A 26714-nucleotide genomic window follows, 5' to 3' on the forward strand; every position below is an offset into this window, starting at 1 on the left:
AAGCGGATTCACTGGCTCCCGTGCGGATTGTCTTCCATGATGAAGTCGAACGAGACGACCTGCTCCGGCAACCGACATGAAGAGGTGAAAGTCCGTGTCCCATTCGATGCAAGCGCAGTACGAGCAGACGCCAGCGGCCGACAACACCACGATGTTCGTCTTCGGTGCCGGCGGCGATCTGGTGAAACGGCTGCTGATTCCTTCGCTCTACAATCTGGACCGGGATCAGCTGATCGATCCCAACATGCGGATCGTCGGCGTCGATCTCGCCGAGCATGACGACGCGGGATTTCGCGCCCATCTCAAGCAGTTCATTGCCGACAAGGCCGCCGATCACCACTCGGAAGGCCGCGGCAGCGCACTGGACGAATCGCGCTGGCGCGAATTCGAGCAGCGGCTCCATTATCTGCAGGGCGACTTCACCGACGAGGCGATTTACCGCCAGATCGAGGACGCGATTGCGTCATCCGACAGCGGCAATGCAATCTTCTATTGCGCGACCGCGTCCCGCTTCTTTGGCGAGATCGCCAGGCAACTGGGCCAGGCCGGATTACTGACGGAGCAAGGCGGAAACTACCGCCGGGTCATCGTCGAAAAGCCGTTCGGCCACGATCTCGAATCGGCCCAGGCATTGAATGCCGAGCTGCTCGACGTGATGCGGGAAGATCAGATCTACCGGATCGATCATTTTCTCGGCAAGGAGACGGTTCAGAACATCCTCGTCGCCCGCTTCGCCAACGTGCTGTTCGAACCGTTCTGGAACAATCACTACATCGACCACATCCAGATCACCGCCGCGGAAACGGTCGGCGTCGAGGAGCGGGCCGCCTTCTACGACAAGGCCGGGGCCATGCGCGACATGGTGCCCAATCACCTGTTCCAGCTGCTCGCCATGGTCGCCATCGAACCCCCGGCCGCGTTCGGCGCGGATGCCCTGCGCAGCGAGAAATCGAAGGTGCTGGGCGCCATTCGCCCCTGGACGACGGAAGAGGCCGCTCACAACTCGGCGCGCGGACGCTACGAGGCTGGCACGCTCGGCGACCGCCAGGTGCCCGGCTACCTCGAGGAGAAAGGTGTCGACGCCGACAGCCAGACGGAAACGTTCGTCGCCATGAAAGTGATGGTCGACAACTGGCGCTGGATCGGCGTGCCGTTCTATCTGCGTACCGGCAAGCGCATGAGCGCGCGGGACACCGAGATCGCGATCTGCTTCAAGCCGGCGCCCTACGCGCAGTTTCGCAACACCGACGTGGAGCGGATGGCCTCCAACTGGCTGATCATCCAGATCCAGCCCAACGAAGGCATGTGGTTCGACTTCCAGGCCAAGCGGCCCGGCCCCGAGCTGGAAATGGACACCGTCAAGATGGGCTTTGCCTACAAGGATTTCTTCGACCTGCCGGCGGTCACCGGCTACGAGACATTGATCTACGACTGCCTGACCGGCGACCAGATGCTGTTCCAGCGTGCGGATACCATCGAGAACGGCTGGCGCGCCGTGCAGCCGTTTCTGAAAGCCTGGTCCCGCGAATCGGGGACCGGAGAATCGGAGAGCGAAAAATCGGGCATCGAAGGTTATGCCGCAGGCACCGACGGCCCCAGCGGCGCCCATGAACTGATCCAGCGCGACGGCCGTCTGTGGCACAAGGTCGGCGAGCCCACCGGCCCTGGCGTGGCACCGGTGCCGAAGCGTGGCGAGAAGTCGCCTTCATGAGACTCCGCGCTCGGCGAAACCGCCGAGCGCTTCACACGTCTTTCGAACGTCTCAGGAAACCAGTCGGCTCAGCGCGAAACCGGCGATGGCGGTGTCCTGCACACCGGTACCGGTGAGATCGCAGACGGTGATCTGCGAGTCCGCCGTGCGCAGACTCTTGCCGGACGCGATCACCTTGCCCAGCTCGTTAACGGTGAACGGTGGCTGGTGGCCGGCGTAGGCCTTGAGCTCACCGTTGTTCTCGCTCTGGGCGCGGGTATCGGCGACGAAATGATCGGCCCGCTCCATGACGGAGGTGTCCAGCTCACGCTTCTCCGGGCTGTCGGAGCCCATGGCGGTGACGTGAACGCCTTCGCGCAGATGCTCGCCGCTCAACAGCGGCTCTCGCGACGGCGTGGTAGTGACGATGATGTCCGCCTCGCGGCAGGCGTCGGCGATATCGGTATGCACCGCCACGGCCAGCCCGTATTTTTCCTGCATCCGCGCCGCGTAGGCTTCGGCCTTGGCGACGTCCCGCGCCCAGACATCCAGCGTATCGATGTCGCGTACCAGCTTGAGCGCGGCGACCTGCAGTTCCGCCTGCAACCCGGCACCCAGCACGGTGACGCGCTTGCTGTCGGCGCGGGAAAGATGCTTGGCGGCGATGGCGCCGGCCAGCGCGGTGCGAATATCGGTGAGATAGCCTTCGTCGAACAGCACCGCCTCGACCAGTCCGGTCTTCGCCGAGAACACGATCATCAACCCATTGAGGCTCGGCAGACCCAGTTTCGGGTTGTCGAAGAAGCCGGGGCTGACCTTGATCGCGAAGCGCTCATTGCCCTTGATGTGCGCGGTCTTGACGTCGACCTCGCCGTTGGCCTCCTCGATCGCCATCGACAGGATCGGCGGCTGGACGACATTGCCCTCGCCCAGCGCGCGAAAGCCGGCTTCGACCGCCTCGAGCGCGTCGCGATCAAGGCTGACGACATCCTGAATCTGTTCGCGGTTATAGAGTTCCATATTCAATCCTTTTAACCCGTTCAATAGCTATGGTTAAGACTGAGCGAGTCTGAAAAGTCGGCGAGCGAAGGCCAGACAAGGCAAAAATTAGCGCGAAGACGGAATTTACGGGTTGTAAATGAGTACTTTAAGCTAATTTTTTACGCCGTATGGCCGAGCGCAGGCAGTTTTCAGTCGCTCAGCGCGCCGGATAGTCGATCAGCGTCTTCGCCCGCATCAACGTATCCGCGTCCACGCCATTGCCCGAGACGATCAGCGCCACCTTTTCGCCACGGATATCGATGGCGTGCTCTTCGATGGCGGCGAGCCCGACCACCGCGGCGCCTTCCACCAGCATCTTCTCCTGCTCGAAGAAATGGAGCATGGCGCGGGCGATGGCCGCTTCCGAGACCTGGTGATGATCGTCCATCACCTCGCGGACCAGCTCGAAGGTGCAGCGGTTGTCGAGACCGATCCCGCCGCCCAGCGAATCCGCCAGCGATGCCTCTTCCTCGACCTCGACGGGCTTGCCGGCGGCCAGGCTTTCGATCATCGCCGCGCCCTCGAGCATGCTCACGCCGGTGACTCTTACCTTCGGGTTGATGCCCTTCACCGCGCGGCCGATGCCGCCCAGCAGGCCGCCACCGGAAAGCCCGATCAGCACCCGGTCGAGTTCGGGAAGGTCTTCCATCAGCTCGAGCCCGATGGTGCCCTGGCCGGCCGCGATCAGCGGATCGTCGAAGGGTTCGATCAGCGCCATGCCTTCTTCGCTCACCAGCCGCCGTGCCTCGACGAAGGCATCGTCCTGAGAGCGGCCAATCACGCGGGCTTCGGCGCCCAGCGCCTCGATGGCCGCCACCTTGTTGGCCGGCACCAGTTCGGAGACACAGATGATCGCGCGGGCACCGAGACGCTTCGCGGCCCACGCCACCGCGCGACCGTGGTTGCCGGTGGAAGCCGTGGTCACGCCACGCTCGAGCTGCTCGGGCGACAGCGACGCGATCTTGTTGAGCGCACCCCTGAGCTTGAACGCGCCGCTCGGCTGTAGCGTCTCGAGCTTGAGATAGACCTCGGCATCGAATCTCGTCGACAGGCTCTGGGAGAGAATCAGCGGCGTGCGCATTGCCTGGCCGGCGATGCGGCTTCGGGCCAGGTAGATGTCATGAAGCGTGACGGGGTCGGACATCGTTGGGGAATCCCGGTTGGTAAGACAAGTGCGGCAGAGTGGATCTCTCCACCCTGCCGCAGGCTTGTCGTGTCATCAAGATGATATGGCTATGGCAAGACGATGTGGCTATGGCAAGACGATGTGGCGATGGCTTCGACTTAGCCCTTGAGATCACCGCTACGCGTCAGCTCGTCGGTCACCTTGTCGATGGCACGCTTGGCGCGGGCGATCACTTCGTCAACCTGGCCGCGGTCGATCACCAGCGGCGGCGCGAAGCCGAGGATGTCGCCGTTGGGCATGGCGCGAGCGATCAGGTTCTCCTCGAGCGCTGCGGCGGCAACGCGCGCGCCGACCTTGAGCGACGGCTCGAACGGCGTGTACTCGCCTTTGGTGGGCGCGAATTCCAGCGCGGCCATCAACCCCTCGCCGCGGACGTCGCCGACCAGCGGATGCTCGCCGAAGGTCTTCTTGAGCTGGGCGTTGAAGTAGGCGCCGGTTTCGGCGGCGTTGCCCACCAGGTTCTCGCGCTCGATGATGTCCAGGTTGGCCATGGCGGCGGCGGCACCCAGCGGGTGGCCGGAGTAGGTCCAGCCGTGGCCGATGGGGCCATATTCGCCGGTGCCGTCTTCCAGCGCTTTCCACACCCGTTCACCGACGATGACGCCGGAAAGCGGCTGGTAGGCGCTGGTCAGCCCCTTGGCGATGGTCACCAGATCCGGCTGGATGCCGTAGTGCTGGAAGCCGAATTCGCTGCCCAGGCGGCCGAAGCCACTGACCACTTCATCGCAGATCAGCAGGATATCGTGGCGCTTGAGCACGGCCTGGATCTCGTCCCAGTAGCCTTCCGGCGGCGGGATGATGCCGCCGGTTCCCAGAACCGGCTCGCCGATGAAGGCGCCGATGGTGTCCGGCCCCTCGCGCTGGATCATCGCTTCGAGCTGTTCGGCGCAGTAGGCGGAGAATTCGCGCTCGCTCATGTCGCCACGCTCACGCCGATAGTAGTAAGGCGCCTTGGTATGCAGCACGCCGTCGATCGGCAGATCGAAATGCTGGTGGAACGCCGGCAGGCCGGTGAGCGAACCGGCAGCGATGCTGGAGCCATGGTAGCCACGCTGGCGCGCGATGATCTTTTTCTTCTTCGGCTGGCCGATGACGTTGTGGTAATAGCGCACCAGCTTGATCTGAGTCTCGTTGGCGTCGCTGCCGGAGAGGCCGTAGTAGACCTTGTTCAGGCCGTTGCCGGCGAGCTTGGCGATGCGCTCGGAGAGCGCGATCAGCGGCTCGTTGGAGTGGCCGACATAAGTGTGGTAGTACGCCAGCTCCTTGGCCTGGGCATAGATCGCCTCGGCGATCTCGGTGCGTCCATAGCCGATATTGACGCAGTAGAGCCCGGCGAAGGCATCGATCATCTCGCGGCCATCGCGATCGACGATGGAGATTCCCTTGCCACCGGTGATGACGCGCCCCGGCGCATCGCCCTGGGCGTAATCGCGCAGATGGGTGGACGCATGGAAAACGTGGCGGCGATCGTTTTCGATCAGAGCACGAGTATCGGTCATAACCTTTCCTTAACCAAAACGAAACGCCGCCATCTGTCCGGACGGCGTTTCAGGGGCGGGCGCAGCGATCGGAGCGATCCTTGTGTAATACCCGCTTGTAGAATGTTATCTCTGGACCGGCCAGTGGCGTCCAGCCGGTCATTATCCATGTCAGCGACGCGCGGGCGCGACACCGTCAGAACAACGCGCCGCCGTTCACGAGACAGCGCGTAAGCACTAGGCGAGCGGGCGAAGCGCAAGGCGCACGACACGCAGGAGCCGGAGCCTATGGGTTATAGGTGAGGACTCCGAGTATCGGGCAACGCGGCGATTCGCTCGCGCAGTCAGCGATTCCGCGCTGGCTCAAGAAGAGCTGGCCGACGGCATATCGCCCAGACAGTAGTACTTCGTATCGAGATACTCATCGAGCCCCGCGGCGCCGCCCTCGCGACCGAGGCCGGACTGCTTGACGCCGCCGAACGGGATCGGCGCGCCGGTCATCTTGACGCTGTTGACGCTGACCATGCCGTACTCGAGCCCGCGCATCAGCTTCCAGATTCGACGCACGTCGTGGGTGTAGACGTAGGCGGCGAGCCCGTATTCGGTATCGTTGGCGAGCTGAATGACTTCGTCGTCGTCATCGAACGCACAGACACCCGCGACCGGCGAGAAGGTCTCCTCGCGGAACACGCGCATCTCCGGCGTGATATCGGCCAGCAGCGTCGGCATGAAGAAGTTCTCGCCGGGCGCCTGGCCCTCTCCGCCCAGTTGGCGCGCCCCTTTGCTGATACCGTCCTCGACGATACCCTTGGCCATGTCCACCGCCCGCTTGTGGATCAGCGGCCCGATGTCGTTCTCCTCGAGACCGTTGCCGACCTTCAGTGCCTCCATGTGCGCCACGAACCGCTCGACGAAGGCATCGTAGATGCCACGCTGAACGAAGATACGGTTGGCGGCGAGGCAATCCTGGCCGGCGGTCTGGAACTTGGCGGCGACCGCTTCCTTCGCCGCGGCGTCCGGGTCCATGTCGTCGCAGACGATGAACGGCGCATTGCCGCCCAGCTCCAGCGACATGCGCTTGACACTGGACGAGCTCTGGCGCATCAGCAGCTTGCCGACGCGGGTCGAGCCGGTGAACGAGATGTTGCGGATGCGGTTGTCGTTGCACAGCACTTCGGACACGGTGGCCGGATCGCCGGTAACCACGTTAAACACGCCCGCCGGAATCCCGGCCCGCTCGGCCAGCTCGGCCAGTGCCAGCGCGGAATATGGCGTCTCGTTGGCCGGCTTGACGACCACCGTGCAGCCCGCCGCCAGCGCGGCACCGGCCTTGCGGGTGATCATCGCCAGCGGAAAGTTCCAGGGCGTGAACATCGCCGAGACGCCCACCGGCTCCTTGATCGTGCCCAATGCGGCGTTGGGGATATGGCTCGGGATGGTCACGCCATAGGCGCGCTTGGCCTCCTCGGCGAACCACTGGATGAAGCTGGCGCCGTAGTCGACCTCGCCACGGGAATCGTCGAGCGGCTTGCCCTGCTCGTAGGTCATCAGCAGCGCCAAGTCTTCCTTGTGTTCGTGCAGCAGGCGGTACCAGGCGTTGAGCTTCTCGGCCCGCTCGTGGACATTGATCGCCCGCCACTCGGCGAAGGCGTTCTCGGCCGCCGTCACCGTGTCGGTGATCTGTGCCGCTTCGAGCAGGGCGCAATGGCCCAGGGTTTCTCCGGTGGCGGGATCGACGACCGCTTCCTCGCGGCCCTCGCTACCATGGGTCCATTTACCATCGACATAGGCATACTGGCGGAAAAGCCGGGGATCGTTGAGTTTCATATCGCCTCCTGCTTGGCTCTGGACAAAAAAGGCTGTCGGCGGTGGGGCAGAACAAGTGGCCTATCCTGCGAGTACGATCATGGTACCGACTCGGCGAGAGGGAATTTTCTTGTCTCGACCGCTTTGCGCCACGCTTTCTTTCGAAAGCCCGGCCAGGAGTTGCGGTTTTTTTGGCGGGGGAGTTTCGGTTTTTTTGGCGGAATATAGGCAAGAACCAATGAGCCCGGCCAAGGCCGGGCTCATTGTCATCCGATTTCAGACAAACGATTCATTTGGCCCGGATAATACCGGCGGCCCTTCGCGCTTGACCGTCTTGGTGACGATATAGGTGAAGTAGCGCTCGATGCCGAGATCGGAGACGAGCCAGGCATCGATCAGGCGCTGATAAGCGTCGATGCTGTCGGCGGCGATCTTGACCAGGTAGTCGACGCCACCACCCACCGCGACGCACTCGGCCACGGCATCGGTCTCCGCCACCATGCGCTCGAAGCGGGCGAAGCTTTCGGCGTTGTGCTGTTTGAGTTCGATCTGCACCCACACCGGCGTGCGCTTGACGATGGCGTCGGGATTGATCCGGGCACTGTAGCCTTCGATGACCCCGGCTTTTTCCAGCCGCTTGACCCGCTCCCAGCACGGGCTGACGGAAAGACTGATCGCCTCCGCCAGCCGCGACTTGGTGATGCGGCCGTCGCGACTGAGGATCTCGAGGATTTTGAAATCGTAGCGATCAAGCTTCATACCAGACACCATCCAAACTGATTACGCTCGGCCATACATCGTTGAGCGCTGTTTCAAAATGCTCATTTACCCCTCGTAAACTCCGCTCTTTCAACAGCGCTCGCCTCGTCTGACCTTCGCTCATTGGCGTTTGGTCTGGGTCTGGTTCTGAGCACGCTCCAGCGACTCGACCACTTCGGCCACCACGGCAATGGTATCGCCCATCCCGACCTTGGCCGGGAACCGCCGGGCGATGAGGATGCCGTCGCGCTGGGCGCGGTATTCGACCGGCGCGGCGCCGGTGCGCGTCATGTCGTAGACCCGGGCGATCACTTCGCCCTTCTCGACCGTATCACCCAGCGACAGCGTCAACTCCAGCAGGCCGGAGTGCTCGCTCTGGACGTAGCAGCTGGCATCTGGCATATCGACGTAGATCATCGGCTCCGTTGGCTTCTCGATCTCGCCCTCGATTAAACCCGTCTTCAATAAACCATAGTGCAACAGAAAGTTCCGCACGCCGCGCTCGGTGATGGCCAGGCTTTCCGGCGTCGAGGTGCCGCCGCCACCGAGTTCGGTGGTGACGAAGGTCTTGCCCTGGGACTCCACCGCGGTGTCGTATAGCTTGGTGGCGTCGAGTTCGAACATCATCATCGCGTAGGGCGCGCCGAAGGCGACCGCGCCGGCCAGGCTCGCGTTCTCCTGGGCGAGATCGTCGAGCCGGTGGGCGGCGGCAAACGGCACGATGTCCAGCGTGCGACCGCCGGAGTGGAGATCCAGCGCCACGTCGCACATCGGCACCAGCACCCGATTGAAGTAGTCGGCGATCTGAGAGGTGACGCCGCCGTTGGGATCGCCGGGGAAGCTGCGATTGAGGTTGCCGCCATCCAGCGGCGAGGTCCGCCTGCCCGCTTCCGCCGCCGGCGTGTTCATCATCGGCACGATGATCACGCGACCGCGCACGTCCTTCGCCTCGAGCGTGCTGGCGAGTTTCAGCAGCGAGGTGATGCCCTCGTACTCGTCGCCGTGGTTGCCGCCGGTCAGCAGCGCCGTCGGGCCTTCGCCGTTGGCGACTACGGTGATCGGGATCATTACCGCGCCCCAGGCCGACTCGTCGACCGAGATCGGCAGCTTGAGAAAACCGTGCTGAACGCCCTGGGCATCGAAGTCGACGGTGGCGCTGATCGGGCTGGGACGCAGGGTTGCGGACATGCGAACTCTCCTCAATGAAGCGGATGACGCGCCCTGGCGGATCGCTGCAGGTGCGTCATTGAAAAGTAGCAAAATAGCCGGGCGGGCCGGATTCGTGGCGGGCTCCAGACCCGCTGTTTGGCCTTGTTCCACGATCGACTTTCACGAACGATCGACTTTCACGGACGCCCGGCACGTTCTTGTTTGACGAACAGCTGACGCGACTTACTTGACGAACAGCTGGCGCGGAAAATTGCACAGCGGCTCGGCACCGTTTTCGGTGATCAGGATACTTTCGGTGATCTCGAGCCCCCAGTCGTCCATCCACATGCCGGGCATGAAATGGAAGGTCATGCCGGGCTCGAGGATCGTCTCGTCGGAGGGGCGCAGGCTCATGGTGCGCTCGCCCCAGTCCGGTGGATAGCTGATCCCGATCGGATAGCCGCAGCGCGCGCCGCCCCGGTCGAAGCCGTACTTGTCCATCGCCGCGCCCAGCGCCAGCGCGATATCGGCGCAGCGGTTGCCAGGCTTGGCCACCGCCAGGCCGTTGTCGATCCCCTCGAGCAGGGCCGATTCGCCGCGTATGAAGTCCTGCGGCGGCTTGCCGAGGAAGACGGTTCGCGACAGCGGCGCGTGGTAGCGCTTGTAGCAGCCGGCGATCTCGAAAAACGTCCCTTCGCCCTTGCGAAACGGGGTGTCGTCCCAGGTCAGGTGCGGCGCGGCGGCATCGCTGCCGGTCGGCAGCAACGGCACGATCGCCGGATAATCGCCGCCGTGGACCGTGCCGTGCTCGTCGGTCCAGCCCTCGGTGCCGACCCGGTAGATCTCGGAGACCAGCTTGCTCTTGGCAAGGCCGGGCTCGATCATCTCGAGGATGCGCGTATGCATGCACTCGACGATTCGCGCCGCCGTGCGCATGTAGGCGATTTCCTGCGGCGACTTGATCGCACGGCACCAGTTGACCAGCGCCGTGGCGTCGACCAGTTGGGCATGCGGCAACTCCTTGAGCAGGCTGGTATAGGCCTTGCCCGAGAAGTAGTAGTTGTCCATCTCCAGCCCGACATTGCCGGTATGCCAGCCATACTCCGGCAGCACCGACTGGGCCAGATATTCCATCGGATGCATGTCCGGGTTCTGGACGTAGTAATCCGGGTAGTAGCGCACGCGTTCGGCGTCCATCCAGCAGGTGCGCCAGGCGCCGTTGGCATCCTGACGTCGCCCGTACCAGACCGGCTCGCCTTCCAGACCCACCAGCACACACTGATGCACATAGAACGACCAACCGTCGTAACCCGTCAGCCATCCCATGTTGGAGGGATCGCTGACGACGAGAACATCGATTCCGCGGCTCGCCATGGAAACGCGCACTTTGTGCAAACGACTGGCGTACTCTTCACGCGAGAAAGGTAAAGAAACCTGAAACATGGAGCCACTCGACTAACGGGACCAAATTGTAGGGACATCGGCGGTCGAGGGGATCGTGCCGGGTGTCCTGCCGCTTGCCGACCGGGTGTGAAATTGTCATGATTTAACTATCAACATTCATGACAATTATCGGTCAATGCATCGAGGACGATAGTAGCATCGTCGCTCAGCGTGCCGTCAAAGGCTTTATTGCATCATGACAATCGATCTGACGCCCTTCCTCGGCGGCCACGGCCCCAAATATCTTTCCATCGCCCGCGCCCTCGCCGAAGCGGTCCGCCACGGCGTGCTCTCTCCCGGTATGCGCCTGCCCACGCACCGCGAGCTCGCCGAGACGCTGGGCGTCAGCGTGCAGACGGTTTCCCGCGCCTACGAACAGGCCGAGAAGAGCGGCCTCGTCCAGGCCCGGGTCGGCAGCGGCACCTGGATTCGCGATGCCGAAGGCGATTCCGAGAACGAATACCTGCGCGCCCCGGCGGCGGTCACCGATGCGGCGCCCATCGACCTGTCGATCGCGCATCCGGTCTGCCCGCCTTCCCACCATCGGCGCTTTCGCGATGCGCTGGCGGAGCTCGCCGAGACCGCCCACGCCGACGTGATCGGCGCCTGCCGCCCGATCGCCGGCCTGCAGCATCAGCGCGAGCGCGCCAACGCCTGGCTCAAGGAGCGCCTCGGCGTGCCCGGCGAGGCCGACGACCGGCTACTCTGCAACGGCGCCGCCCACGGCCTGATGCTGGCGATCGCCACGGTCGTCCAGCACGGCGATGTCGTGCTGACGGAGACGCTGACCGACCACGGCCTGATCGCGCTCGCGCGCACGCTGGGCTTCCAGCTTCACGGCGTGGCGATCGACGAGCAGGGCGTCATCCCCGAAGCGCTGGAGGCGGCCATCGTGAAATTCCGGCCGCGTGCCGTCTGCCTGACGCCGACCCAGCTCAATCCCACCGGCGCGACCATGGAGAACGCCCGTCGCGACGCCGTGGCCGAGATCCTGCTGCGTCACGACGTCTGGCTGATCGAGGACGACGTTCATGCGCTGCTGGAACCGCCGGGCCTCAAGTCCCTGACCGCTCGCCTGCCCCAGCAGAGTTTCCATGTCACCAGCCTGACCAAGTCGACCGTGCCCGGGCTGCGCGCCGGCTATCTCACCGTGCCGCGCGGCCAGATGCATCACACCCTGCCGCGCCTGCGCGCCACCAGCTGGATGGCGACCCCGCTGATCTTCGAACTGGCGGATTACTGGCTGGCCAGCGGCATGGTCGACACGCTCGCCCACGAGCAGCGCCAGTTGCTGGCGGAACGGCAGGCGCTGGCCGCGCGCAAGCTGGCGGGCCATACCATCGAATCGCGCCCCAGCAGCCTGCATGTGTGGCTGACGCTGCCGGAGCCGTGGCGCGCCGAGGAACTGCAGCAGCAGGCCCGCCAGGAAGGCGTCGCCATCACCACCGCCCAGCCGTTTCTGGTCGAGCAGTCCGCCATGCCGCGTCGCGTGCGCATCAGCCTGGGAGCGGAGCCGGATCTGGCCCGGCTTTCCAGCGGGTTGGACGTACTGAGCCAGTTGCTGGGCGAAGCGCCGCCGCCGATGCTGGAGATCGCGTACTGAGCTGCGAGCGGCGATTTCTTTCGCCGCCCATAACCTGCGATGATGACCGGCTCCAACAAGACAACGGCGACGGAGCCCAGATGCGAGTCCTGATCTACCACAACGACGCCGAGCAATGGCGCGACATCCTGCTCGAACGCCTGCCGAATGCCGAGTTCCACGTCGCGGCGGACAGCGGCAACCCACAGGTGGATTACCTGGTCGCCTGGAAACCGCCGGCCTCGGTCTTCGACGAGCAGACGGTGCTCAAGGGCGTCGTCAACCTGGGCGCCGGAGTGGACGCCTTGCTGCAGAACCCATCGCTGCCCCGCGAGATCCCCATCGTCAAGCTGCGCGACGCCGGCATGGGCGAACTGATCGGTGACTACACCCGCTACGGCGTGCTGCATTTCCAGCGCGACTTCGACCGCTATCGCCGACAACAGGCGACGAGCGAATGGCGGGAAGTGCCGGTGATCGACAAGCCCGACTGGCCCATCGGCGTGCTGGGCCTCGGCGCGATCGGCACCCGTGTCGCGAAGATGCTCGCCGCCGACGGCTATCCCGTTCACGGCTGGAGCCGCTCGCCCAAACGGATCGACGGGATCAGTTGCCATCACGGCGACGACGGGCTCGATACCCTGCTGCACCAGGTCAAGACGCTGGTTACCCTGCTGCCGGACACGCCCGCGACGCGCCACATCATCAACCGCGACAACCTGGCCAAGCTCCCCGTCGGCGCCAGCCTGATCAACCCCGGTCGCGGCACCCTGATCGACGAGCCCGCCCTGCTCGAAGCACTGGGTTATGGAGAGCGCGATGGAGTGTCCGAAGGTCGCCTGCGCGGCGCGCTGCTGGACGCCTTCCCCAACGAACCGCTGGCAGCGGACAGCCCGCTATGGCGCCACCCCCGCATCCTGATCACCCCGCACATGGCCGGGCCGACGCCGATCGGCGCCGCCGCCGACCAGGTCGCCGACGCGCTGGACGCGATGTCGAAAGGCAAGGCGGTCGAAACCATCGATCCCGAAGCGGGGTATTGAGCGAGACGGGAGCCGGCATCGCCATTTTCGGCCGGGCCACCTGATTTCACCCAAAGACGATGATAGCCTCTGTTTCAGAACGTAAAGTCGGATTTACAACCGGCTGGGCTACTCGTCTGCGAGGGATGCGGTGAACAAGAAGACGCTTACCGAACGCGATATCGGTACCAGGTTCATCACGCCGGCTCTTGAGCCAGCTCCTCCTGAAAATGAACGATATCGCATCGTCAAAAAAGTCGACGGGCTAATGGCCCTCTGCGACCAGCTCAAGGCCCGCTTGGGTGAAGCCGGTGAGCCCCGCACCCGGCTAGCCGAGGCGGTGGTAGCCAACGCCACGAGTCAGTAACCGCCATACAAATTGGCCCTCACGAAAGCGAGGGCCAATCGGGAATGGCAATGAACTAGCTATAAACGGCTGGCGACTGGTTAGGCTTTCAGCCGCTGGGTGGTTTTCGGTATAGCCGACTGATCTCGGGTGACGCTCGTCAATACATAGACGAGGGGGCGGTCATCGGTGCCGTTGATACGAAAAATCATGCCTTCCAGACCCGCACCCTGACCTATCATTCGGTGCAGCAGTTCAAGCTGCCCGCGCGGCACATAACCCAGCTTGTGTCCCTGGGCCTCAATACGGATAGCCAGGCGGTCATAAGTATTGTCAGGCTCGGGAACGAATCGAACTGGCTCGCCTGTCTGAAGCTGAGAAACCGCTATCTGTGTCTCGTGCCGAAAACCGGCCACTTCCAGCAGCATCTCAAAGGCTGCGGGTGCGTTGTCGAAGGGGTGTACCAGCTCGAACCCATCGTTGGGCAATTTTGCGCCTGTGTACCCCAGCAGACCGAAGTCACTGATGTCAGCATCCGGCGGAATGCCGCGCAGTTCGAGATAACGACCGAAGTCTCGCCGACTACGCGGCGGTAAACGCCGCATGAAAGCGTCAAGAACATGATGCCGATGTTCTGCCCGGTTCAGAGGGAATGCTGGATAACCCTGGAATCCCATTTCAATGGCCTCGGCCATATCCTGTTCATCCATGCCGTACTGAAGCCAGACGTCATCGCCATGCTTGACCAACTGGCCCACGCAGTAGCGAGAGCGGTTCTTGCTCTCACGCGCCTGCCAACACAGCAGCAAGCGTTGCGGTTCTACCAGATGTTCGATTAGACGATTCATGTCAGTTCTCCAGAGCCTGAAGCAGGCGCTCTCTCCTCGTTGAGGTCAGTAAAGTAACGAATTCGGCACGTTGCTCGGTCAAAGGATGAGGCATGTCGAAAAGCATCAATTCATGAAGCATCGCTTTCAATGACTCATGACTCCATCCGCGCAGACGTTCTATCAGGACCGGCTTCACAGCCGGATAGCGGCGACAGTAGCGCTCCACGCCTTCGATCAGCGGTAGTCGCGACGGTTCACTTCTGGACCAACGCATCTGGTGCCGCCCCCGGTTCAGATAGGCATCGAGCTCATTGGGGTCGCGCATCATGCGCCCCATCTTCTGCGGCTGCAACTCATGACCAAGGCTGGTGCCATTATCGAAGTATGGTGTGAAACGCCCGGTCGAGCCATTGTCACGCCATATCAATCCCCAATTTTCCTGATGACGGTCCGTATTGCCAATCAGTGCATCGAAGCATAAACACAACCCCCAATATATCTCCCAATCATGAGTGAGCGTGCCAGTGCGTGCCAATGCCCGGCTGAGGGAGAGGATGGTGGATAGATTGTGCTCACGCCCCTTTTCGCGGTCATAACCAGGAATCAAGCGTTGCATATAGTCACCGCCTGGGACGTGGCGCTCCTCTCCGCTATCCGGATAGCCCATGAACCACTCGTTGATCGTGCCAGGCTCGTCTCTCGATGAGTCGATTGCTACGAATACTGGCGGCAGCGTCAGTCCCATGAACCGCCCGATACGAAAAGCGATGACCTCGGCCCAGTACTGGTCAGGATGCCGTGGCTGCCCAGGATTCTTGACGCTTTTGATCGCTTCTTTGAACAGATAGCGATGCCCTGGCAGACAGAAGGTATGAGGGGCAGGATCCGGAGAAATTAGCAACGACTTATCCCGGGCGCCTACTGGGTAAACTTCGTAGTCCCCGTACATCGGCCAGTCCGCGATATCGATAATCTGATCTGGCCCTTGATCAACCCCGTCACGATCTATCAGGCACTTGCTCTCCGTCATTGCATGCTCCATTCCGCCTCTTGCATACAGTAACGCGAATTAACATTACGATGGCATCCACATGAGTCCATTCGCCAATTGAGAAAGCCAATCTGCATCCCGGAACGTCTCACCTCGATCGGCGTCTGATACGGACAGATCACCGATTCGCTTTCAAGGATGTTCATGTCATACCGATTTCTAACGATCAAGACCCTTGCCACGCTGCTGCTGACGGCTGCCAGCTCGCTGGCACTTGCCGCACCGACGCCGTTCACCGCCCATTACCGGCTCGATATCAGCGGCTGGCCGGATGCGACGATCACCCATACGCTGTCGCGCCAGGACGATGTCTCCTCCCCCGGCGAGGTATGGGAGAGCGACATGCGCGCCAGCATCAAGGTCGCCAGCGGCGAGGAACGGGGCCAGTTCCGGCTGGATGGCGGTCGGGTGCAGGCGCTGGACTACACCAGCGCGTATTCGCTGGTCGGCATCGGTGACGACTACCATCTGGACAAGGATCAGTTGCAGGCGTTGCCGGATCGCCAGACTGCTCTGTTCGAGCTGTCGCGCAAGGCGCCTGACGCTCGCTGCGCCAACCCGCAGGTGTCGCCCTGCGAACTCGACTACCAGAACCATAAGGGCAAGACGGAGCGGCTTTTCTATCGCGTGACCGACCGCAGCGATATCGAGACGCCGGCCGGCACGTTTCCCGGCGTTACCGTGGATACCTGGGATCCGGACAAGCGCGACCGCCATATCTACTTCACTTTCCACCGAGAGATACCGGGTCTGCTATTGGAGATGCGCTACGTCAAGAAGGATGAAGCGCGCAGCCACCTGACGTTGACCGATCTGACACTGGATCGGCTGAGCGACGCCGCGGACAACGCCGCAAGAAGCACTGCCGAGCAATAACCGTTCAGCTCTTCTTCCCTCTTTATCCCACATCCTCTAGAGTCTTTAGCCAATCACGGACGCCGATTTATCGGCGTCCGTTTTCGTGTTGTGCTCGCTTTCCCTTGATACGCGCCTGGAGTCGGCATGCTGCTTGGACTGTTGTGGATTCTGCTCCCTCTGATCGTGGGCTACCTGATACCCGTACGCCAGGCCGGGATCCGTCAGGCGATCGATCAAGGCGTCGGCGCCTCGGTCTACGTGATTCTGCTGCTGATGGGCGTGAGCCTCGGCGGGCTCGAGGATCTGCTCGGCCAGCTGTCGCGCATCGGGACGACCGCGTTGACGCTGTTTCTGGTGATCACGCCGATCAACCTGCTGGCGCTGGCCTGGCTCGCCCGCCGACGACTGGCCCGTCGAAAATCGCCGACGGACGGCGAAGGCAGCGCGGCCCCCGCCGGCAAGCTGCAGGCGATGCTGGGTTCGTTGCAGTTGGCGGGCGTGGTGCTTCTCGGCGTCTGTCTCGGCGCGGGCGCCCATCTTCTGGATTGGCATCTGGCCTCGCTGGCGGGAACGCTGGCGACCTGGGCGCTCTACGCCCTGCTCTTCCTGATCGGCTGCCAGCTGCGCAATTCCGGGCTGGGGCTGCGCCAGATCCTGCTCAACCGGCTGGGGCTGGCCATCGCGGTGACGGTATTCCTGAGTTCGATGCTGGCGGGGCTGATCGCGGCGCCGCTGCTGCAATTGCCGTGGAATCAGGGCATGGCGATGGCGGCAGGGTTCGGCTGGTATTCGCTATCGGGGATTCTGATCGGCGACCAGCTCGGTCCGGTGCTCGGCGGCGCGGCCTTCTTCAACGATCTGGCCCGCGAACTGCTCGCTTTCCTGCTGGTACCGCTGTTCGTTCGGCGCGCCGTGCCGCTGGCGATCGGCTACGCCGGCGCCACTTCCATGGACGTCAGCCTGCCAGTGATCCAGCAGTATGGCGGCATCACCTGCGTGCCGCTGGCGATCGTCAGCGGCTTTCTGCTGTCGCTGCTGTCGCCGCCGCTGATTCTGTTGCTGCTGTCGTTCTGACCCGCGTCGACGCCGTTCTCTACGACCATGGGCTTAGGGTGCTCGCCAGCCTCGGCATGATAATCTCCCCCGAAAGTTACCGGTAACACCGGACAGAATAATCGATTTGCGGGGATCTCCATGCCACGTCGTTCTTCAGGACGCGTGACGCTGCAGCATATTGCCGAACGCGTCGGCGTTACCAAGATCACGGTGTCGCGCGCCCTGCGCGAGCCGCATCTCGTCTCCGCGGCGCTGCGACTGCGCATCGAGTCCGCCATCGACGAGCTCGGCTACATTCCCAATCATTCCGCTGGCGCCCTGGCCAGCGGACGGTCGCACAGTGTCGCGCTGTTGATCCCCTCGCTCTCCAACGCCGTGTTCTCGGAGATCCAGCGCGGGATCGAGGAAGGCTTGAGCCACGCCGGCTATCAGGTATTGATCGGCCATACCGGCTACTCGATCCTCGAGGAAGAGCGGCTGATCGATACCTACTTGAGCTATGGCGTCGAGGCGCTGATTCTTCCCGGCACCCGCCATACCGACCACGCCCGTCGCCTGCTGGCCCGCGCGCGCGTGCCGGTGGTCGAGACGCTGGAGCTGACCGAGACGCCGCTGGATATCAATGTCGGGCTCGATCAGCACGAAGCCGGCAAGGCGATGACGCAGGCCTTTCTCGATCGGGGCCACCGAAAGATCGGCTTTCTGGGCGCACGCATGGATTATCGGGCGCAATTGCGCATGGCAGGGTGGGAGGCGGCCATGCGCCAGGCGGGGCTGTCGGCCGAGCGCTGCCTGACGACGCCGCATCCGTCTTCCTATCGGCTGGGCGGAGAGATGCTGGCCTCCATGCTGGAGCGCTGGCCGGATCTGGAGGGCATTTTCTGCGGCAACGACGACCTGGCCGCGGGGGCGCTGTTCGAATGCCAGCGTCGCCGCCTGAACGTGCCGGATCAGCTGGCCCTGGCCGGCTTCAACGGGCTGGACATCACCGAGGCGACCGCGCCGCCACTGGCGACGGTCGTCACGCCCCGGCGCAGCATCGGGGAGACCATCGCCAGGCGCCTGCTGGCACGTCTTCAGGGTGCGCCACTGCAGCCCACCAGCGAGAACCTGGGGTTCCGGATTCGGCGTGGCGGCAGTCTGTGACCGACATCACGCCTCCGGACTTCAGCTCTCGGCGGCGAGAAAGCGCTTCTCGAGCCTCAATACCGCTTCGTTGACCACCTGATCGAGGGTGCCGGCGATATCGACGGTGACGGCTTCGTCATCGCCCGGCGCCTCGAGTGTCGCCAGCTGGCTGTCGAGCATCGCCTCGCCCTTGAAGAAGTGATCCTGGCGCGACTGAATGCGCTGCAGCAGCAGCTCGCGGCTGCCGGCAAGGTGGACGAACGTCAACGCCTCGTCGCCCTTGCGCAGGGTATCGCGATAGCGCTTCTTGAGCGCCGAGCAGCCGATGACCAGCGTTTCGCCCTGCGCCCTGGCTTCGGCCAGAAACGACGCCAGCCGTTCGAGCCAGCCGGCCCGATCATCATCGTTGAGGGGCTCGCCGCGAGACATCTTGGCGACGCTTTCCGGCGAGTGATAATCGTCCCCGTCCAGGAACCGCCCACCCAGTGCGGTCGCCAGCCGCTGCCCGACTTCGGTCTTGCCGCAGCTCGATACGCCCATCACGACGATGCGCTGACCCATCTTTGCGTCCATGACGTTGCCTTCCGATTGATGCATGTATGATTCGTGCCGTTTCGTTTTGCTGACTCGCCTATCGGCCTAAACCGATTCGGCCACGGTTGTCTCTACACCTTTAGGCGCATTGTTGAGATCCAGCTGTTACCGGTAACATTCATTTTCGCCAACTCCACCGCGAAGCACAACGCCACCAAGGGCGTATATCCCGTCTTGGCACCGTGTGCTCTCACCAAGGAATTCGTTTGACATGGATAGCCCAACATCCCTGATCCTTGCCGCGCTGGGCAGCATCATCGTGCTGCTCTATCTGGTCATGAAGCTGCGCCTGCACGCCTTCGTCGCCCTGCTCGTCGTCAGTGGCCTGGTCGGGCTGGCCACCGGCATGAATGTCGAGGAACTGCTGGATACCGTCGAGAAAGGCATGGGCGGCACGCTGGGGTTCGTCGCGACCGTCGTCGGGCTTGGCGCCATGTTCGGCAAGATGCTGGAGGTCTCCGGCGGTGTCGACCGGCTGGCCAATACGCTACTGGACAAGTTCGGCGAAAACCGTTCGCAGTGGGCGATGGGCGTCACCGGTTTTCTGGTAGCAATTCCCGTGTTTCTGGATGTCGCCTTCATCATCCTGGTGCCGCTGATCTACGCCCTGACGCGTCGCACCGGTCGCTCGCTGCTCTACTACGGCATTCCGCTGCTGGCGGGTCTCGCCGTGACCCACTCGTTCATTCCCCCGACGCCGGGCCCAATCGCCGTCGCCAAGCTGATCGGTGCCGATCTCGGCTACGTGATCCTGTTCGGCGCCATCGCCGGCCTGCCGGCCATGATCATCGCCGGGCCGCTGTTCGGACGCTGGATCGGCAAGCGCATCGATGCGCAGATCCCCGACTACATGGAGCTGCCGAAGAACGATGTCGATACCACCGGTCTGCCCAGCTTCAAGCTGATCCTGTCGATCATCCTGCTGCCGCTGGCGCTGATCGTGCTCAACACCGTTTCCGGCGTGATCCTGGCGGAAGATAGCCCGGTCCTGGCCGCCCTGACCTTCCTCGGCCACCCGTTCGTGGCGCTGACGCTGGCCACGCTGCTTGCCTTCACGCTGCTGGGCACCCGCCGCGGCATGAAGCGGGAGCAGGTCATGGAAGTCGCCACCAAGGCGCTGGAGCCGGCCGGCATCATCATTCTGGTCACCGGGGCCGGCGGCGTCTTCAAGCAGGTGCTGATCGATTCCGGCGTGGGCGAAGTGATGGGCAACATCATGGCCGAAAGCGCCCTGCCCCCGATCCTGCTGGCGTTCCTGATCTCCACCGCGGTGCGCGTGATTCAGGGTTCGGCCACGGTCGCGATGATTACCGCTGCCGGCCTGATGGCGCCGGTCATCACCACGCTCAACCTCGACGGCCCGGTGCTCGGTCTGCTGGTGATCTCAATCGCCTCCGGCGCCACGGTACTGAGCCACGTCAACGACTCCGGGTTCTGGCTGGTCAACCGCTACTTCGGCCTCACCGAAGCGCAGACCCTGAGAAGCTGGACGGTGATGGAGACCATCATCGGGCTGGTCGGGCTGGTCATGTCGCTGATCATCGGGCTGTTCGTCTGACCCGACACGCGCCATGCGATACAAGACGCCCGCTGTGGAGAGTTTTCCGCAGCGGGCGTTTTTCATGGATCAGGCGTCTTTCATGAATCAGGCGTCTTTCATGAATCAGGCGTTTTCTATGGGCCGGACCGACATCGGGCCAACGACCTTATGACGTTCCCAGCGCTTCCCGCACTGTTTCCTTCCGCCGTCTGGATAGCTCTTCGCCCAGCGCCGGCCCGCGAAAGCCTTCGTCGAGCAGCGCCTTCGGCACGATCTGCGAGGCAAGCCGCCAGGCCAGCACCAGATCGTCCGCCAGGCTGCCGTCGTCGTGGGCGATCAGGGCCAGCAAGGGCGCGACCCGTTCGGGGCGTCGCCAGGCATCAATGGCGTCGAGCCAGGCCATGATCGTGCCGGCATGGTCCGTTTCGACACCGGGCCGCTGCCCACCGATCTGCTGGCGCAACCGGTAGGACAGCGCTGCCAGCCGCATGGCATCACGGAACGCATTGGGTGCCTTGACGGCGTCGTTGAGCCGGGACTGCTCGTCGTCCTGCAGGTGCTCGCCGAGCCGCGCCCAGCGCCAGAGCGTCAGCGGGCAGGCAGCCGATGCGTCGGGGACGTGCTCGAGTCGCGCCAGCACCTGTTCCAACGCCGGGGTCGACAGGGGCGGCATCAGCTCCGCCAGGGCGCCGCAGGATTCCAGCGTCTGGAAATAGGCAGCGGGATCGGCTTCCCCCAGCGCCTTGTGCGTCTCGGTCCAGACGCGCTCGGCAACCAGGTACGACATCTCGCCGCTGTCGGTGAGCTGGCGCATCAGGGTCATCGTCTGCGGGGCGATGGTGAAACCCAGCTTGCGATAGCGGGCCAGAAACCGGGCCGCTCGCAATACCCGCAGCGGGTCCTCGACGAAGGCGGCCGAAACATGCCGGAGCTGCCTGGCCTCGAGATCGGCAGCGCCGCCGTAGGGGTCGACCAGCTCGCCGGTCGGTGTCTCGGCCATCGCATTGATGGTGAAATCGCGCCGCGCCAGATCGGCCTCCAGCGTCACGTCGGGGCTGGCGTGGACCTCGAATCCGGTATAGCCGCGTCCCTGCTTGCGCTCGGTGCGGGCCAGCGCGTACTCCTCGTGGGTGTCGGGGTGCAGAAAGACCGGAAAGTCCCGGCCGACCGATTTGAACCCGCGCTGGCGCATCGCTTCCGGCGTCGCGCCGACCACGACCCAGTCCTGGTCGCCGATCGGCCAGCCCAGGCGGGCATCGCGAACGGCGCCGCCCACGAGATAGACCTTGAGCCCGTCGAGCCTGGGATCGGTTTGAGGGTCGAGACGCGAATCGGGTTGCGAGTTCATCGTCCGGCTCCGGGTTGGGTTCGATAAGACCGTCTAGCGCTCGACGCTTTCGGGTCGACGATGCGCCCAGTCCACGAAGCCGCCATCCAGGCTGTAGACTTCGTCGAAGCCTTGGCCCGCCAGCCAGCTCGCGGCCTGCTGGCTGGAGTGGCCGTGATAGCAGACCACCACCAGCGGCGTTTCGCTGGGCGTGTTGTCCACCAGTTCCGCCACCGTGGTGTTGTCGAGGTGGCGGCTGCCGGGAATGTGCCCCTGCGAGAAGCTCAGCGGATCGCGGATGTCGACCAGTTGCAATGAGCGCCCCTCGCTCAGCCACTGCGCCAGCGTCGCCGGGTCGAGATGTTGGAAAGACGGGGTTGTCATGGATCGCTCCTTGGGAAACACTGCCTAAATAGCTGCGCAGGCGAATCGCTGCGTTGCGCGGTGCTGGAGCGCCAGCCCGGTCGGAATACTCACCTATACCCCATAGGCTCCGGCTCCTGCGCTCCGTGCGTCTTGCGCTTCATCCTGCTCGCCGATTTATTCAGCGTTTCCCTAACATTCAGTGTCGGGATTGGTCTTTAGGGCTGACGCGACGGTTCACTAATGCGCTCGCCACTGTCGAGATCGAGTGCGGTCAATGATCCGCCCCATACGCAACCGGTGTCCAACGCTTGCGCGTTGATTCGCGCTCCCGGCGTCTGCCCTTCCAGCGCCGCCCAGTGGCCGAACAGCAGCGTGAGCCTGCCACCGCCGGCAAGTTCATCGTGACGCGGATAGGTGAACCAGGGCGCGAACCCGGCCGGGGCGCTGTCCAGCCCCTCCTTGGCAGCGAAGTCCAGCGTGCCGTCGTCGGCGATGAAGCGCATGCGGGTAAAGACGTTGACGATGGCTCGAATCCGATCCTCGCCGGTCAGCTCGGGCGTGAACCGGGCAGGACGATTGCCGTACATCACGCTCAGGAACGCATCCACGTCGTCGCCGCGCAGGACCGCTTCCGCTTCGGCGGCGAGTTCGATGGCTTCGGCAAGCGACCACTGCGGCAGCAGGCCGGCGTGGGTCATCACATAGCCATTTTTGACAGGGCTACGCTCGCGATCGGCGACCAGCAGCGGCTGGCCGCGCAGCCATTCGAGCATCTCCGAGCGGTCCGGGGCTTCGAGAATGTCCGTCAGGGTGTCGTTGCGCTTGAGCTTGCCGTGACCACGTCCCACCGCCAGCAGGTGAAGATCGTGATTGCCCAATACCACGCTGGCGGCGCCATCCAGGGCGACGCTCCTGCGCAGGCAGCCGAGCGAGTCCGGGCCGCGGTTGACCAGGTCGCCCGCCAGCCACAGATGATCCCGTGAGGGCGAAAAGTCGAGACGTTCGAGCAGGGTCTCGAATTCGGCATAACAGCCCTGCAGATCGCCAATTGCGTAGGTCGCCATGCGCTTCCTCGTGTTGATGATGCGATCTCGTATTGATGGCGCGATCGGATTGGCGATTCGATGCCGTTCGAGACGCGGCCGCGAGGGTCGATTCGCCCGCGTCGATCAGTGGATCTGGTTGGGGCCGGCCAGCCGAAACGGCGCGATGGCGACGTCGAAGGAAGCCTGGGTAGACAGATCGATGCAGGTATAGCTGCCCTGCATGACGCCGACGGGGCATTCGATGACCGCGCGACTGGTATAGCGGAAACTGTGCCCGGCGGTGATCGTCGGCTGCTTGCCGACCACGCCGTTGCCACGCACTTCCTGCACCTTGCCATGGCCCTGGGTGATCTTCCAGTAACGCGACAGCAACTGCACGCTGCGGTCGGAATGGTTGTGAACGGTCACCGTGTAGCTGAACACGAAGCGCTTGTCGTTGGGCGACGATTCGTCCTCGCGAAACGCTGGCTCGACGTCGACCGTGATGTCTGGTGTCGTCTCGCTCATGAGGTCTTCTCCGTCACTGGGTGGCTCGTCGCGCTGCCTGTCAGGTGATTGCTGATGGCGACCAGCTCCTCGACGCGCAGCGTCTGGGGGCGGCGGCCGGGGTCGATGCCCAGCGACTCCAGCGCCTCGGCGTCGATCACCCCCTTGAGATTGTTGCGCAGCGTCTTGCGCCGCTGGCCGAAGGCCACCCGCACCACGTCGGCGAAATGGGCCTCGTCGTGAGCGGGCGACGGCAGCTCGGCATAGGGCGTCAATCGCACGATCGCCGAGTCCACCTTGGGCTGGGGCACGAAGGCACCGGGCGGCACGATGAACAGCGATTCGACCGCGCAGTGATACTGGGTCATCACCGACAGTCGCCCCCAGTCCGGCCCGCCGGGTTCGGCGGCGAGGCGCTCGACGACCTCCTTCTGCAGCATGAAGTGCATGTCCTGGATGGCGCCGCGCGCGGCCAGCAGATGGAAGATCAGCGGCGTGGAGATGTTGTAGGGCAGGTTGCCCACCACCCGCAACGGCCTGCCATCCTGCTGCGACAACGCGTGGAAATCGAACTTGAGCGCGTCGCCTTCGTGAATCCTGAAATCGGGGTAGTCGTAGAACTGCACCCGCAATCCGGGGATCAGGTCGCGATCGAGCTCGATCACTTCCAGCGCGCCGGCCGCTTCGAGGATCGGGCCGGTCAACGCGCCCTGGCCGGGGCCGATTTCGATCAGGCGATCGCCGCTACGCGGGGCGATGGCACGCACGATGCGGGAGATCACTCCACTATCGCGGAGAAAGTTCTGACCGAAACGCTTCCGGGCACGCGGCATCGGAGAACGGTCGGAGGAGCGTGTAGACATGAAAAACGAATTCCTTCAGTGAACGCGGGCCGTCATCTGGCGGGCCACCTGCAGTGCCACCCGGAGGCTACCCACATCGGCCAGGCCAGTGCCGGCAAGATCGAGTGCGGTGCCGTGATCGACGGAGGTCCGTACCATGCCCAGCCCCAGCGTGATATTGGCGGCCTGCCCGAACCCGGCATACTTGAGCACCGGCAGGCCCTGGTCGTGATACATCGCCAGCACCGCATCGGCGTGATCGAGATGGCGCGGCGTGAACAGCGTATCCGCCGGTAACGGCCCGATCAGGTCGAGCCCTTCTTCGCGCAGTCGGTTCAGCGCGGGCGTGATGACCTCGATCTCCTCGCGGCCCAGATGACCATCCTCGCCGGCGTGGGGGTTGAGCCCGCAGACCAGGATGCGCGGCGACGCGATGTCGAAGCGCTGCTCCAGCTCGGCCGCCAGGATCCGGACGACACGTATCAGGCCGGGGCCGGTGATCGCGCTCGAGACCCGGGAGAGCGGCAGATGCGTGGTGGCCAGGGCGACCCGCAGCGGTCTGGCGGTGCGTTCGGTGGCCAGCATCATCACCACCTCCTCGACACCGCAGGCGTCACGCAGATACTCGGTATGTCCGGTGAAGCCGACATGCCCGCCTTCGATGATCGCGCCCTTGTGCAGCGGCGCCGTCACCATCGCATCGGCGATGCCCTGCTGACAGGCCTCGATGGCGACATCCAGCGTCTTCAGCACGTAGCCAGCGTTGGCGGGATCGAGCCGTCCTGGCGTCGAGGGCGCTGCCAGCGACACCGGCCAGACCGGCAGCCGGCCATTGATTGGCGCCGGCAATGCATCGCCGGGAGCTAGCACGTCGAGCTCGACCGACCAGCCCAGCCGCCTTGCCCGTTCGGCCAGCAGGTCCGGGTCGCCGACGGCGACTACCGTTGCATCCAGCTGCTGCCAGTCCCGCGCCGCCGCCAGGGCGAGCTCGGGACCGATACCGGCCGGTTCGCCGGTGGTCAATGCCAGTACCGGCAATGTCATCAGTTCCGGTCGAGACGGTTGTCGATGTAGGCGCTGGCACGGATTTCCTGCGTCCACGCCTCGAGCTCGTCACTCACCTTGCGCTGGAAGATCGCCTGGCTGGCCTGCTCCCGGCTCATCTGGCCACTGTCACCGCCACGGGTCTCGATCAGCTTGACCAGGTGGAAGCCGCTGGGGCTGCGGATCGGCTCGCTGACTTCTCCCGGAGAGAGATCGGGAATGACGTCGGAGAAGATGGTGGGAATCTGCGCCGACTGGCGCCAGCCGAGATCGCCCCCCTGCAACGCCTGGGCGTCGTCGGACTCGGCCACGGCGAGTTGCTGGAAGTCGGCGCCATCCCGCAGCTGCTGATAGAGCTTCTGCGCCTCCGCCTGCGCCTGGGTGACCTGATCCGGCGTCGGCGACTGGGGCACGGCGACCAGGATCTGAGCGAGATGGTAGGCAACGTTGCTGTTTTCGCTGCGCTGGCTCAGGAAACGATCGACCTCCCGATCCGACACCGTGACCCTGCTGGCGACCCGGCTCTGCTGTACCTGGCGAATCAGCAGCTCGCGCCGAACCTGCTCGCGCACTTCGGCCAGGCTCTGGCCCTGCTGTTCCAGCGTATTGGCGAACTCGTCCAGACTCATGCCGTTGTTTTCGGCAATGCCACGCATGGTGCTGTTGAGCTGGGTTTCATCGATGCTCAGATTGGCATCTTCGGCCATCTGCAGCTCGATCTGCTCGACAATCATGCGATCCAGCACCTGACGCTCCAGTGCCTGTCCCGGCGGCATCGGGATATTGTTGGCCTGCAGCTGGTCGCGCGCCTGGACGACACGCCTTTCGAGCTGACTGTGCATGATGGCATCGTCGTTGACCACGGCAACGATACGATCCAGCGGCACCACCTCCGCCATCGCGGACAACGGCGACAGCAGCATTACCAGCGCCAGGGGGATCCATACTCTAGGACGCATGCCTACCTCTCTTGCTTTGATGGAGAGGCGAGCCGCTTGGGCTCGCCGTAAACATTGATTGACTGCGATCTCTCGACGATTCGAT

25 protein-coding genes are annotated in these 26714 nt (G+C 63.8%); 8 read left to right on the forward strand and 17 right to left on the reverse strand.

Features of this window, described 5'->3' with window-relative positions:
* Positions 1-94: 94 nt before the first annotated feature.
* Positions 95-1711, forward strand: coding sequence for a glucose-6-phosphate dehydrogenase (gene zwf, locus R5R73_RS15325; protein WP_322527963.1), 1617 nt, complete (start codon positions 95-97; stop codon positions 1709-1711).
* 51 nt (positions 1712-1762) lie between these two features.
* Here zwf and R5R73_RS15330 read toward each other — a convergent pair whose 3' ends face one another.
* The 7 genes from R5R73_RS15330 to doeA all read right to left on the reverse strand — a co-directional run bounded on the left by R5R73_RS15330 (position 1763) and on the right by doeA (position 10552).
* Positions 1763-2710, reverse strand: coding sequence for a cyclodeaminase (locus R5R73_RS15330; RefSeq protein ID WP_322527964.1), 948 nt, complete (start codon positions 2708-2710; stop codon positions 1763-1765).
* Positions 2711-2888: 178 nt separating this feature from the next.
* Positions 2889-3875, reverse strand: a complete 987-nt coding sequence (eutB, locus tag R5R73_RS15335; protein ID WP_322527965.1) for a hydroxyectoine utilization dehydratase EutB — start codon at positions 3873-3875, stop codon at positions 2889-2891.
* 140 nt (positions 3876-4015) lie between these two features.
* Positions 4016-5416, reverse strand: a complete 1401-nt coding sequence (locus R5R73_RS15340; RefSeq protein ID WP_303854566.1) for an aminotransferase — start codon at positions 5414-5416, stop codon at positions 4016-4018.
* A 342-nt stretch (positions 5417-5758) separates the two neighbouring features.
* Entirely contained in the window at positions 5759-7222 is a 1464-nt protein-coding gene (locus R5R73_RS15345; protein ID WP_322527966.1) for an NAD-dependent succinate-semialdehyde dehydrogenase, read from the reverse strand.
* 255 nt (positions 7223-7477) lie between these two features.
* Positions 7478-7960: an Lrp/AsnC family transcriptional regulator gene (locus R5R73_RS15350; RefSeq protein WP_322527967.1), complete on the reverse strand. Its 483-nt coding sequence runs from the start codon at positions 7958-7960 to the stop codon at positions 7478-7480.
* 120 nt (positions 7961-8080) lie between these two features.
* Entirely contained in the window at positions 8081-9148 is a 1068-nt protein-coding gene (gene doeB / locus R5R73_RS15355; protein WP_322527968.1) for a N(2)-acetyl-L-2,4-diaminobutanoate deacetylase DoeB, read from the reverse strand.
* Between the two features lie 204 nt (positions 9149-9352).
* Positions 9353-10552, reverse strand: coding sequence for an ectoine hydrolase DoeA (gene doeA / locus R5R73_RS15360; RefSeq protein WP_322527969.1), 1200 nt, complete (start codon positions 10550-10552; stop codon positions 9353-9355).
* A 196-nt stretch (positions 10553-10748) separates the two neighbouring features.
* On the opposite strand from doeA, the gene R5R73_RS15365 reads away from it, so the two are divergent.
* From R5R73_RS15365 to R5R73_RS15375, 3 genes are all read left to right on the forward strand, one after another.
* Positions 10749-12155 (forward strand): PLP-dependent aminotransferase family protein, encoded by a 1407-nt coding sequence (locus R5R73_RS15365; RefSeq protein WP_087718217.1) that lies wholly within the window; start codon positions 10749-10751, stop codon positions 12153-12155.
* 80 nt (positions 12156-12235) lie between these two features.
* Entirely contained in the window at positions 12236-13177 is a 942-nt protein-coding gene (locus R5R73_RS15370; protein WP_087718218.1) for a 2-hydroxyacid dehydrogenase, read from the forward strand.
* Between the two features lie 130 nt (positions 13178-13307).
* Complete coding sequence (locus R5R73_RS15375; protein ID WP_087718220.1) at positions 13308-13523, forward strand: hypothetical protein; 216 nt, start codon at positions 13308-13310, stop codon at positions 13521-13523.
* Positions 13524-13603: 80 nt separating this feature from the next.
* On the opposite strand, the gene R5R73_RS15380 is transcribed toward R5R73_RS15375, so the two are convergent.
* Positions 13604-14350, reverse strand: coding sequence for an HIRAN domain-containing protein (locus R5R73_RS15380; protein WP_087718225.1), 747 nt, complete (start codon positions 14348-14350; stop codon positions 13604-13606).
* A 1-nt stretch (position 14351) separates the two neighbouring features.
* The gene (locus R5R73_RS15385) at positions 14352-15362 is read right to left on the reverse strand and encodes a hypothetical protein (protein ID WP_256961087.1); all 1011 of its coding nucleotides are present in this window, start codon (positions 15360-15362) and stop codon (positions 14352-14354) included.
* A 165-nt stretch (positions 15363-15527) separates the two neighbouring features.
* On the opposite strand from R5R73_RS15385, the gene R5R73_RS15390 reads away from it, so the two are divergent.
* The 3 genes from R5R73_RS15390 to R5R73_RS15400 all read left to right on the forward strand — a co-directional run bounded on the left by R5R73_RS15390 (position 15528) and on the right by R5R73_RS15400 (position 18443).
* The gene (locus R5R73_RS15390) at positions 15528-16259 is read left to right on the forward strand and encodes a hypothetical protein (RefSeq protein ID WP_087718227.1); all 732 of its coding nucleotides are present in this window, start codon (positions 15528-15530) and stop codon (positions 16257-16259) included.
* 126 nt (positions 16260-16385) lie between these two features.
* Positions 16386-17315 (forward strand): lysine exporter LysO family protein, encoded by a 930-nt coding sequence (locus tag R5R73_RS15395; RefSeq protein WP_322527970.1) that lies wholly within the window; start codon positions 16386-16388, stop codon positions 17313-17315.
* 120 nt (positions 17316-17435) lie between these two features.
* A complete protein-coding gene (locus tag R5R73_RS15400) occupies positions 17436-18443 on the forward strand; it encodes a LacI family DNA-binding transcriptional regulator (RefSeq protein WP_322527971.1) in 1008 nt (335 codons plus the stop codon).
* A gap of 21 nt (positions 18444-18464) precedes the next feature.
* On the opposite strand, the gene R5R73_RS15405 is transcribed toward R5R73_RS15400, so the two are convergent.
* Positions 18465-19022, reverse strand: a complete 558-nt coding sequence (locus R5R73_RS15405) for a gluconokinase (protein ID WP_322527972.1) — start codon at positions 19020-19022, stop codon at positions 18465-18467.
* 208 nt (positions 19023-19230) lie between these two features.
* Between R5R73_RS15405 and R5R73_RS15410 the strand changes: the two genes are divergently transcribed.
* Positions 19231-20577: a gluconate:H+ symporter gene (locus tag R5R73_RS15410; RefSeq protein WP_322527973.1), complete on the forward strand. Its 1347-nt coding sequence runs from the start codon at positions 19231-19233 to the stop codon at positions 20575-20577.
* A gap of 148 nt (positions 20578-20725) precedes the next feature.
* Here R5R73_RS15410 and R5R73_RS15415 read toward each other — a convergent pair whose 3' ends face one another.
* From R5R73_RS15415 to R5R73_RS15445, 7 genes are all read right to left on the reverse strand, one after another.
* Complete coding sequence (locus tag R5R73_RS15415) at positions 20726-21907, reverse strand: polynucleotide adenylyltransferase (RefSeq protein ID WP_322527974.1); 1182 nt, start codon at positions 21905-21907, stop codon at positions 20726-20728.
* Between the two features lie 33 nt (positions 21908-21940).
* Positions 21941-22270, reverse strand: coding sequence for a thiosulfate sulfurtransferase GlpE (gene glpE, locus R5R73_RS15420; protein ID WP_071231386.1), 330 nt, complete (start codon positions 22268-22270; stop codon positions 21941-21943).
* A gap of 197 nt (positions 22271-22467) precedes the next feature.
* Positions 22468-23316 (reverse strand): symmetrical bis(5'-nucleosyl)-tetraphosphatase, encoded by an 849-nt coding sequence (locus R5R73_RS15425; protein ID WP_110630432.1) that lies wholly within the window; start codon positions 23314-23316, stop codon positions 22468-22470.
* Between the two features lie 105 nt (positions 23317-23421).
* Complete coding sequence (gene apaG, locus R5R73_RS15430) at positions 23422-23805, reverse strand: Co2+/Mg2+ efflux protein ApaG (RefSeq protein ID WP_087718236.1); 384 nt, start codon at positions 23803-23805, stop codon at positions 23422-23424.
* Positions 23802-24647, reverse strand: coding sequence for a 16S rRNA (adenine(1518)-N(6)/adenine(1519)-N(6))-dimethyltransferase RsmA (rsmA, locus tag R5R73_RS15435; protein WP_087718237.1), 846 nt, complete (start codon positions 24645-24647; stop codon positions 23802-23804). Before rsmA ends, apaG begins: the two co-directional genes overlap by 4 nt.
* 15 nt (positions 24648-24662) lie before the next feature.
* On the reverse strand, positions 24663-25670 hold the full coding sequence (gene pdxA / locus R5R73_RS15440; protein ID WP_322527975.1) for a 4-hydroxythreonine-4-phosphate dehydrogenase PdxA: 1008 nt from the start codon (positions 25668-25670) through the stop codon (positions 24663-24665).
* On the reverse strand, positions 25670-26629 hold the full coding sequence (locus R5R73_RS15445) for a peptidylprolyl isomerase (protein WP_322527976.1): 960 nt from the start codon (positions 26627-26629) through the stop codon (positions 25670-25672). Before R5R73_RS15445 ends, pdxA begins: the two co-directional genes overlap by 1 nt.
* Between the last annotated feature and the right edge of the window lie 85 nt (positions 26630-26714).

Origin of the sequence: Salinicola sp. LHM (genome assembly GCF_034479735.1) — a bacterium.
Lineage (GTDB): Bacteria > Pseudomonadota > Gammaproteobacteria > Pseudomonadales > Halomonadaceae > Salinicola > Salinicola salarius.

Excerpts from the sequence above, each read along its gene's own strand:
- R5R73_RS15330 (WP_322527964.1), bottom strand. The coding sequence starts at position 2,710 with ATGGAACTCTATAACCGCGAACAGATTCAGGATGTCGTCAGCCTTGAT.
- eutB (WP_322527965.1), bottom strand. The coding sequence starts at position 3,875 with ATGTCCGACCCCGTCACGCTTCATGACATCTACCTGGCCCGAAGCCGC.
- R5R73_RS15340 (WP_303854566.1), bottom strand. The coding sequence starts at position 5,416 with ATGACCGATACTCGTGCTCTGATCGAAAACGATCGCCGCCACGTTTTC.
- R5R73_RS15345 (WP_322527966.1), bottom strand. The coding sequence starts at position 7,222 with ATGAAACTCAACGATCCCCGGCTTTTCCGCCAGTATGCCTATGTCGAT.
- R5R73_RS15350 (WP_322527967.1), bottom strand. The coding sequence starts at position 7,960 with ATGAAGCTTGATCGCTACGATTTCAAAATCCTCGAGATCCTCAGTCGC.
- doeB (WP_322527968.1), bottom strand. The coding sequence starts at position 9,148 with ATGTCCGCAACCCTGCGTCCCAGCCCGATCAGCGCCACCGTCGACTTC.
- doeA (WP_322527969.1), bottom strand. The coding sequence starts at position 10,552 with ATGTTTCAGGTTTCTTTACCTTTCTCGCGTGAAGAGTACGCCAGTCGT.
- R5R73_RS15365 (WP_087718217.1), top strand. The coding sequence starts at position 10,749 with ATGACAATCGATCTGACGCCCTTCCTCGGCGGCCACGGCCCCAAATAT.
- R5R73_RS15370 (WP_087718218.1), top strand. The coding sequence starts at position 12,236 with ATGCGAGTCCTGATCTACCACAACGACGCCGAGCAATGGCGCGACATC.
- R5R73_RS15380 (WP_087718225.1), bottom strand. The coding sequence starts at position 14,350 with ATGAATCGTCTAATCGAACATCTGGTAGAACCGCAACGCTTGCTGCTG.
- R5R73_RS15385 (WP_256961087.1), bottom strand. The coding sequence starts at position 15,362 with ATGACGGAGAGCAAGTGCCTGATAGATCGTGACGGGGTTGATCAAGGG.
- R5R73_RS15390 (WP_087718227.1), top strand. The coding sequence starts at position 15,528 with ATGTCATACCGATTTCTAACGATCAAGACCCTTGCCACGCTGCTGCTG.
- R5R73_RS15395 (WP_322527970.1), top strand. The coding sequence starts at position 16,386 with ATGCTGCTTGGACTGTTGTGGATTCTGCTCCCTCTGATCGTGGGCTAC.
- R5R73_RS15400 (WP_322527971.1), top strand. The coding sequence starts at position 17,436 with ATGCCACGTCGTTCTTCAGGACGCGTGACGCTGCAGCATATTGCCGAA.
- R5R73_RS15405 (WP_322527972.1), bottom strand. The coding sequence starts at position 19,022 with ATGCATCAATCGGAAGGCAACGTCATGGACGCAAAGATGGGTCAGCGC.
- R5R73_RS15410 (WP_322527973.1), top strand. The coding sequence starts at position 19,231 with ATGGATAGCCCAACATCCCTGATCCTTGCCGCGCTGGGCAGCATCATC.
- R5R73_RS15415 (WP_322527974.1), bottom strand. The coding sequence starts at position 21,907 with ATGAACTCGCAACCCGATTCGCGTCTCGACCCTCAAACCGATCCCAGG.
- glpE (WP_071231386.1), bottom strand. The coding sequence starts at position 22,270 with ATGACAACCCCGTCTTTCCAACATCTCGACCCGGCGACGCTGGCGCAG.
- R5R73_RS15425 (WP_110630432.1), bottom strand. The coding sequence starts at position 23,316 with ATGGCGACCTACGCAATTGGCGATCTGCAGGGCTGTTATGCCGAATTC.
- apaG (WP_087718236.1), bottom strand. The coding sequence starts at position 23,805 with ATGAGCGAGACGACACCAGACATCACGGTCGACGTCGAGCCAGCGTTT.
- rsmA (WP_087718237.1), bottom strand. The coding sequence starts at position 24,647 with ATGTCTACACGCTCCTCCGACCGTTCTCCGATGCCGCGTGCCCGGAAG.
- pdxA (WP_322527975.1), bottom strand. The coding sequence starts at position 25,670 with ATGACATTGCCGGTACTGGCATTGACCACCGGCGAACCGGCCGGTATC.
- R5R73_RS15445 (WP_322527976.1), bottom strand. The coding sequence starts at position 26,629 with ATGCGTCCTAGAGTATGGATCCCCCTGGCGCTGGTAATGCTGCTGTCG.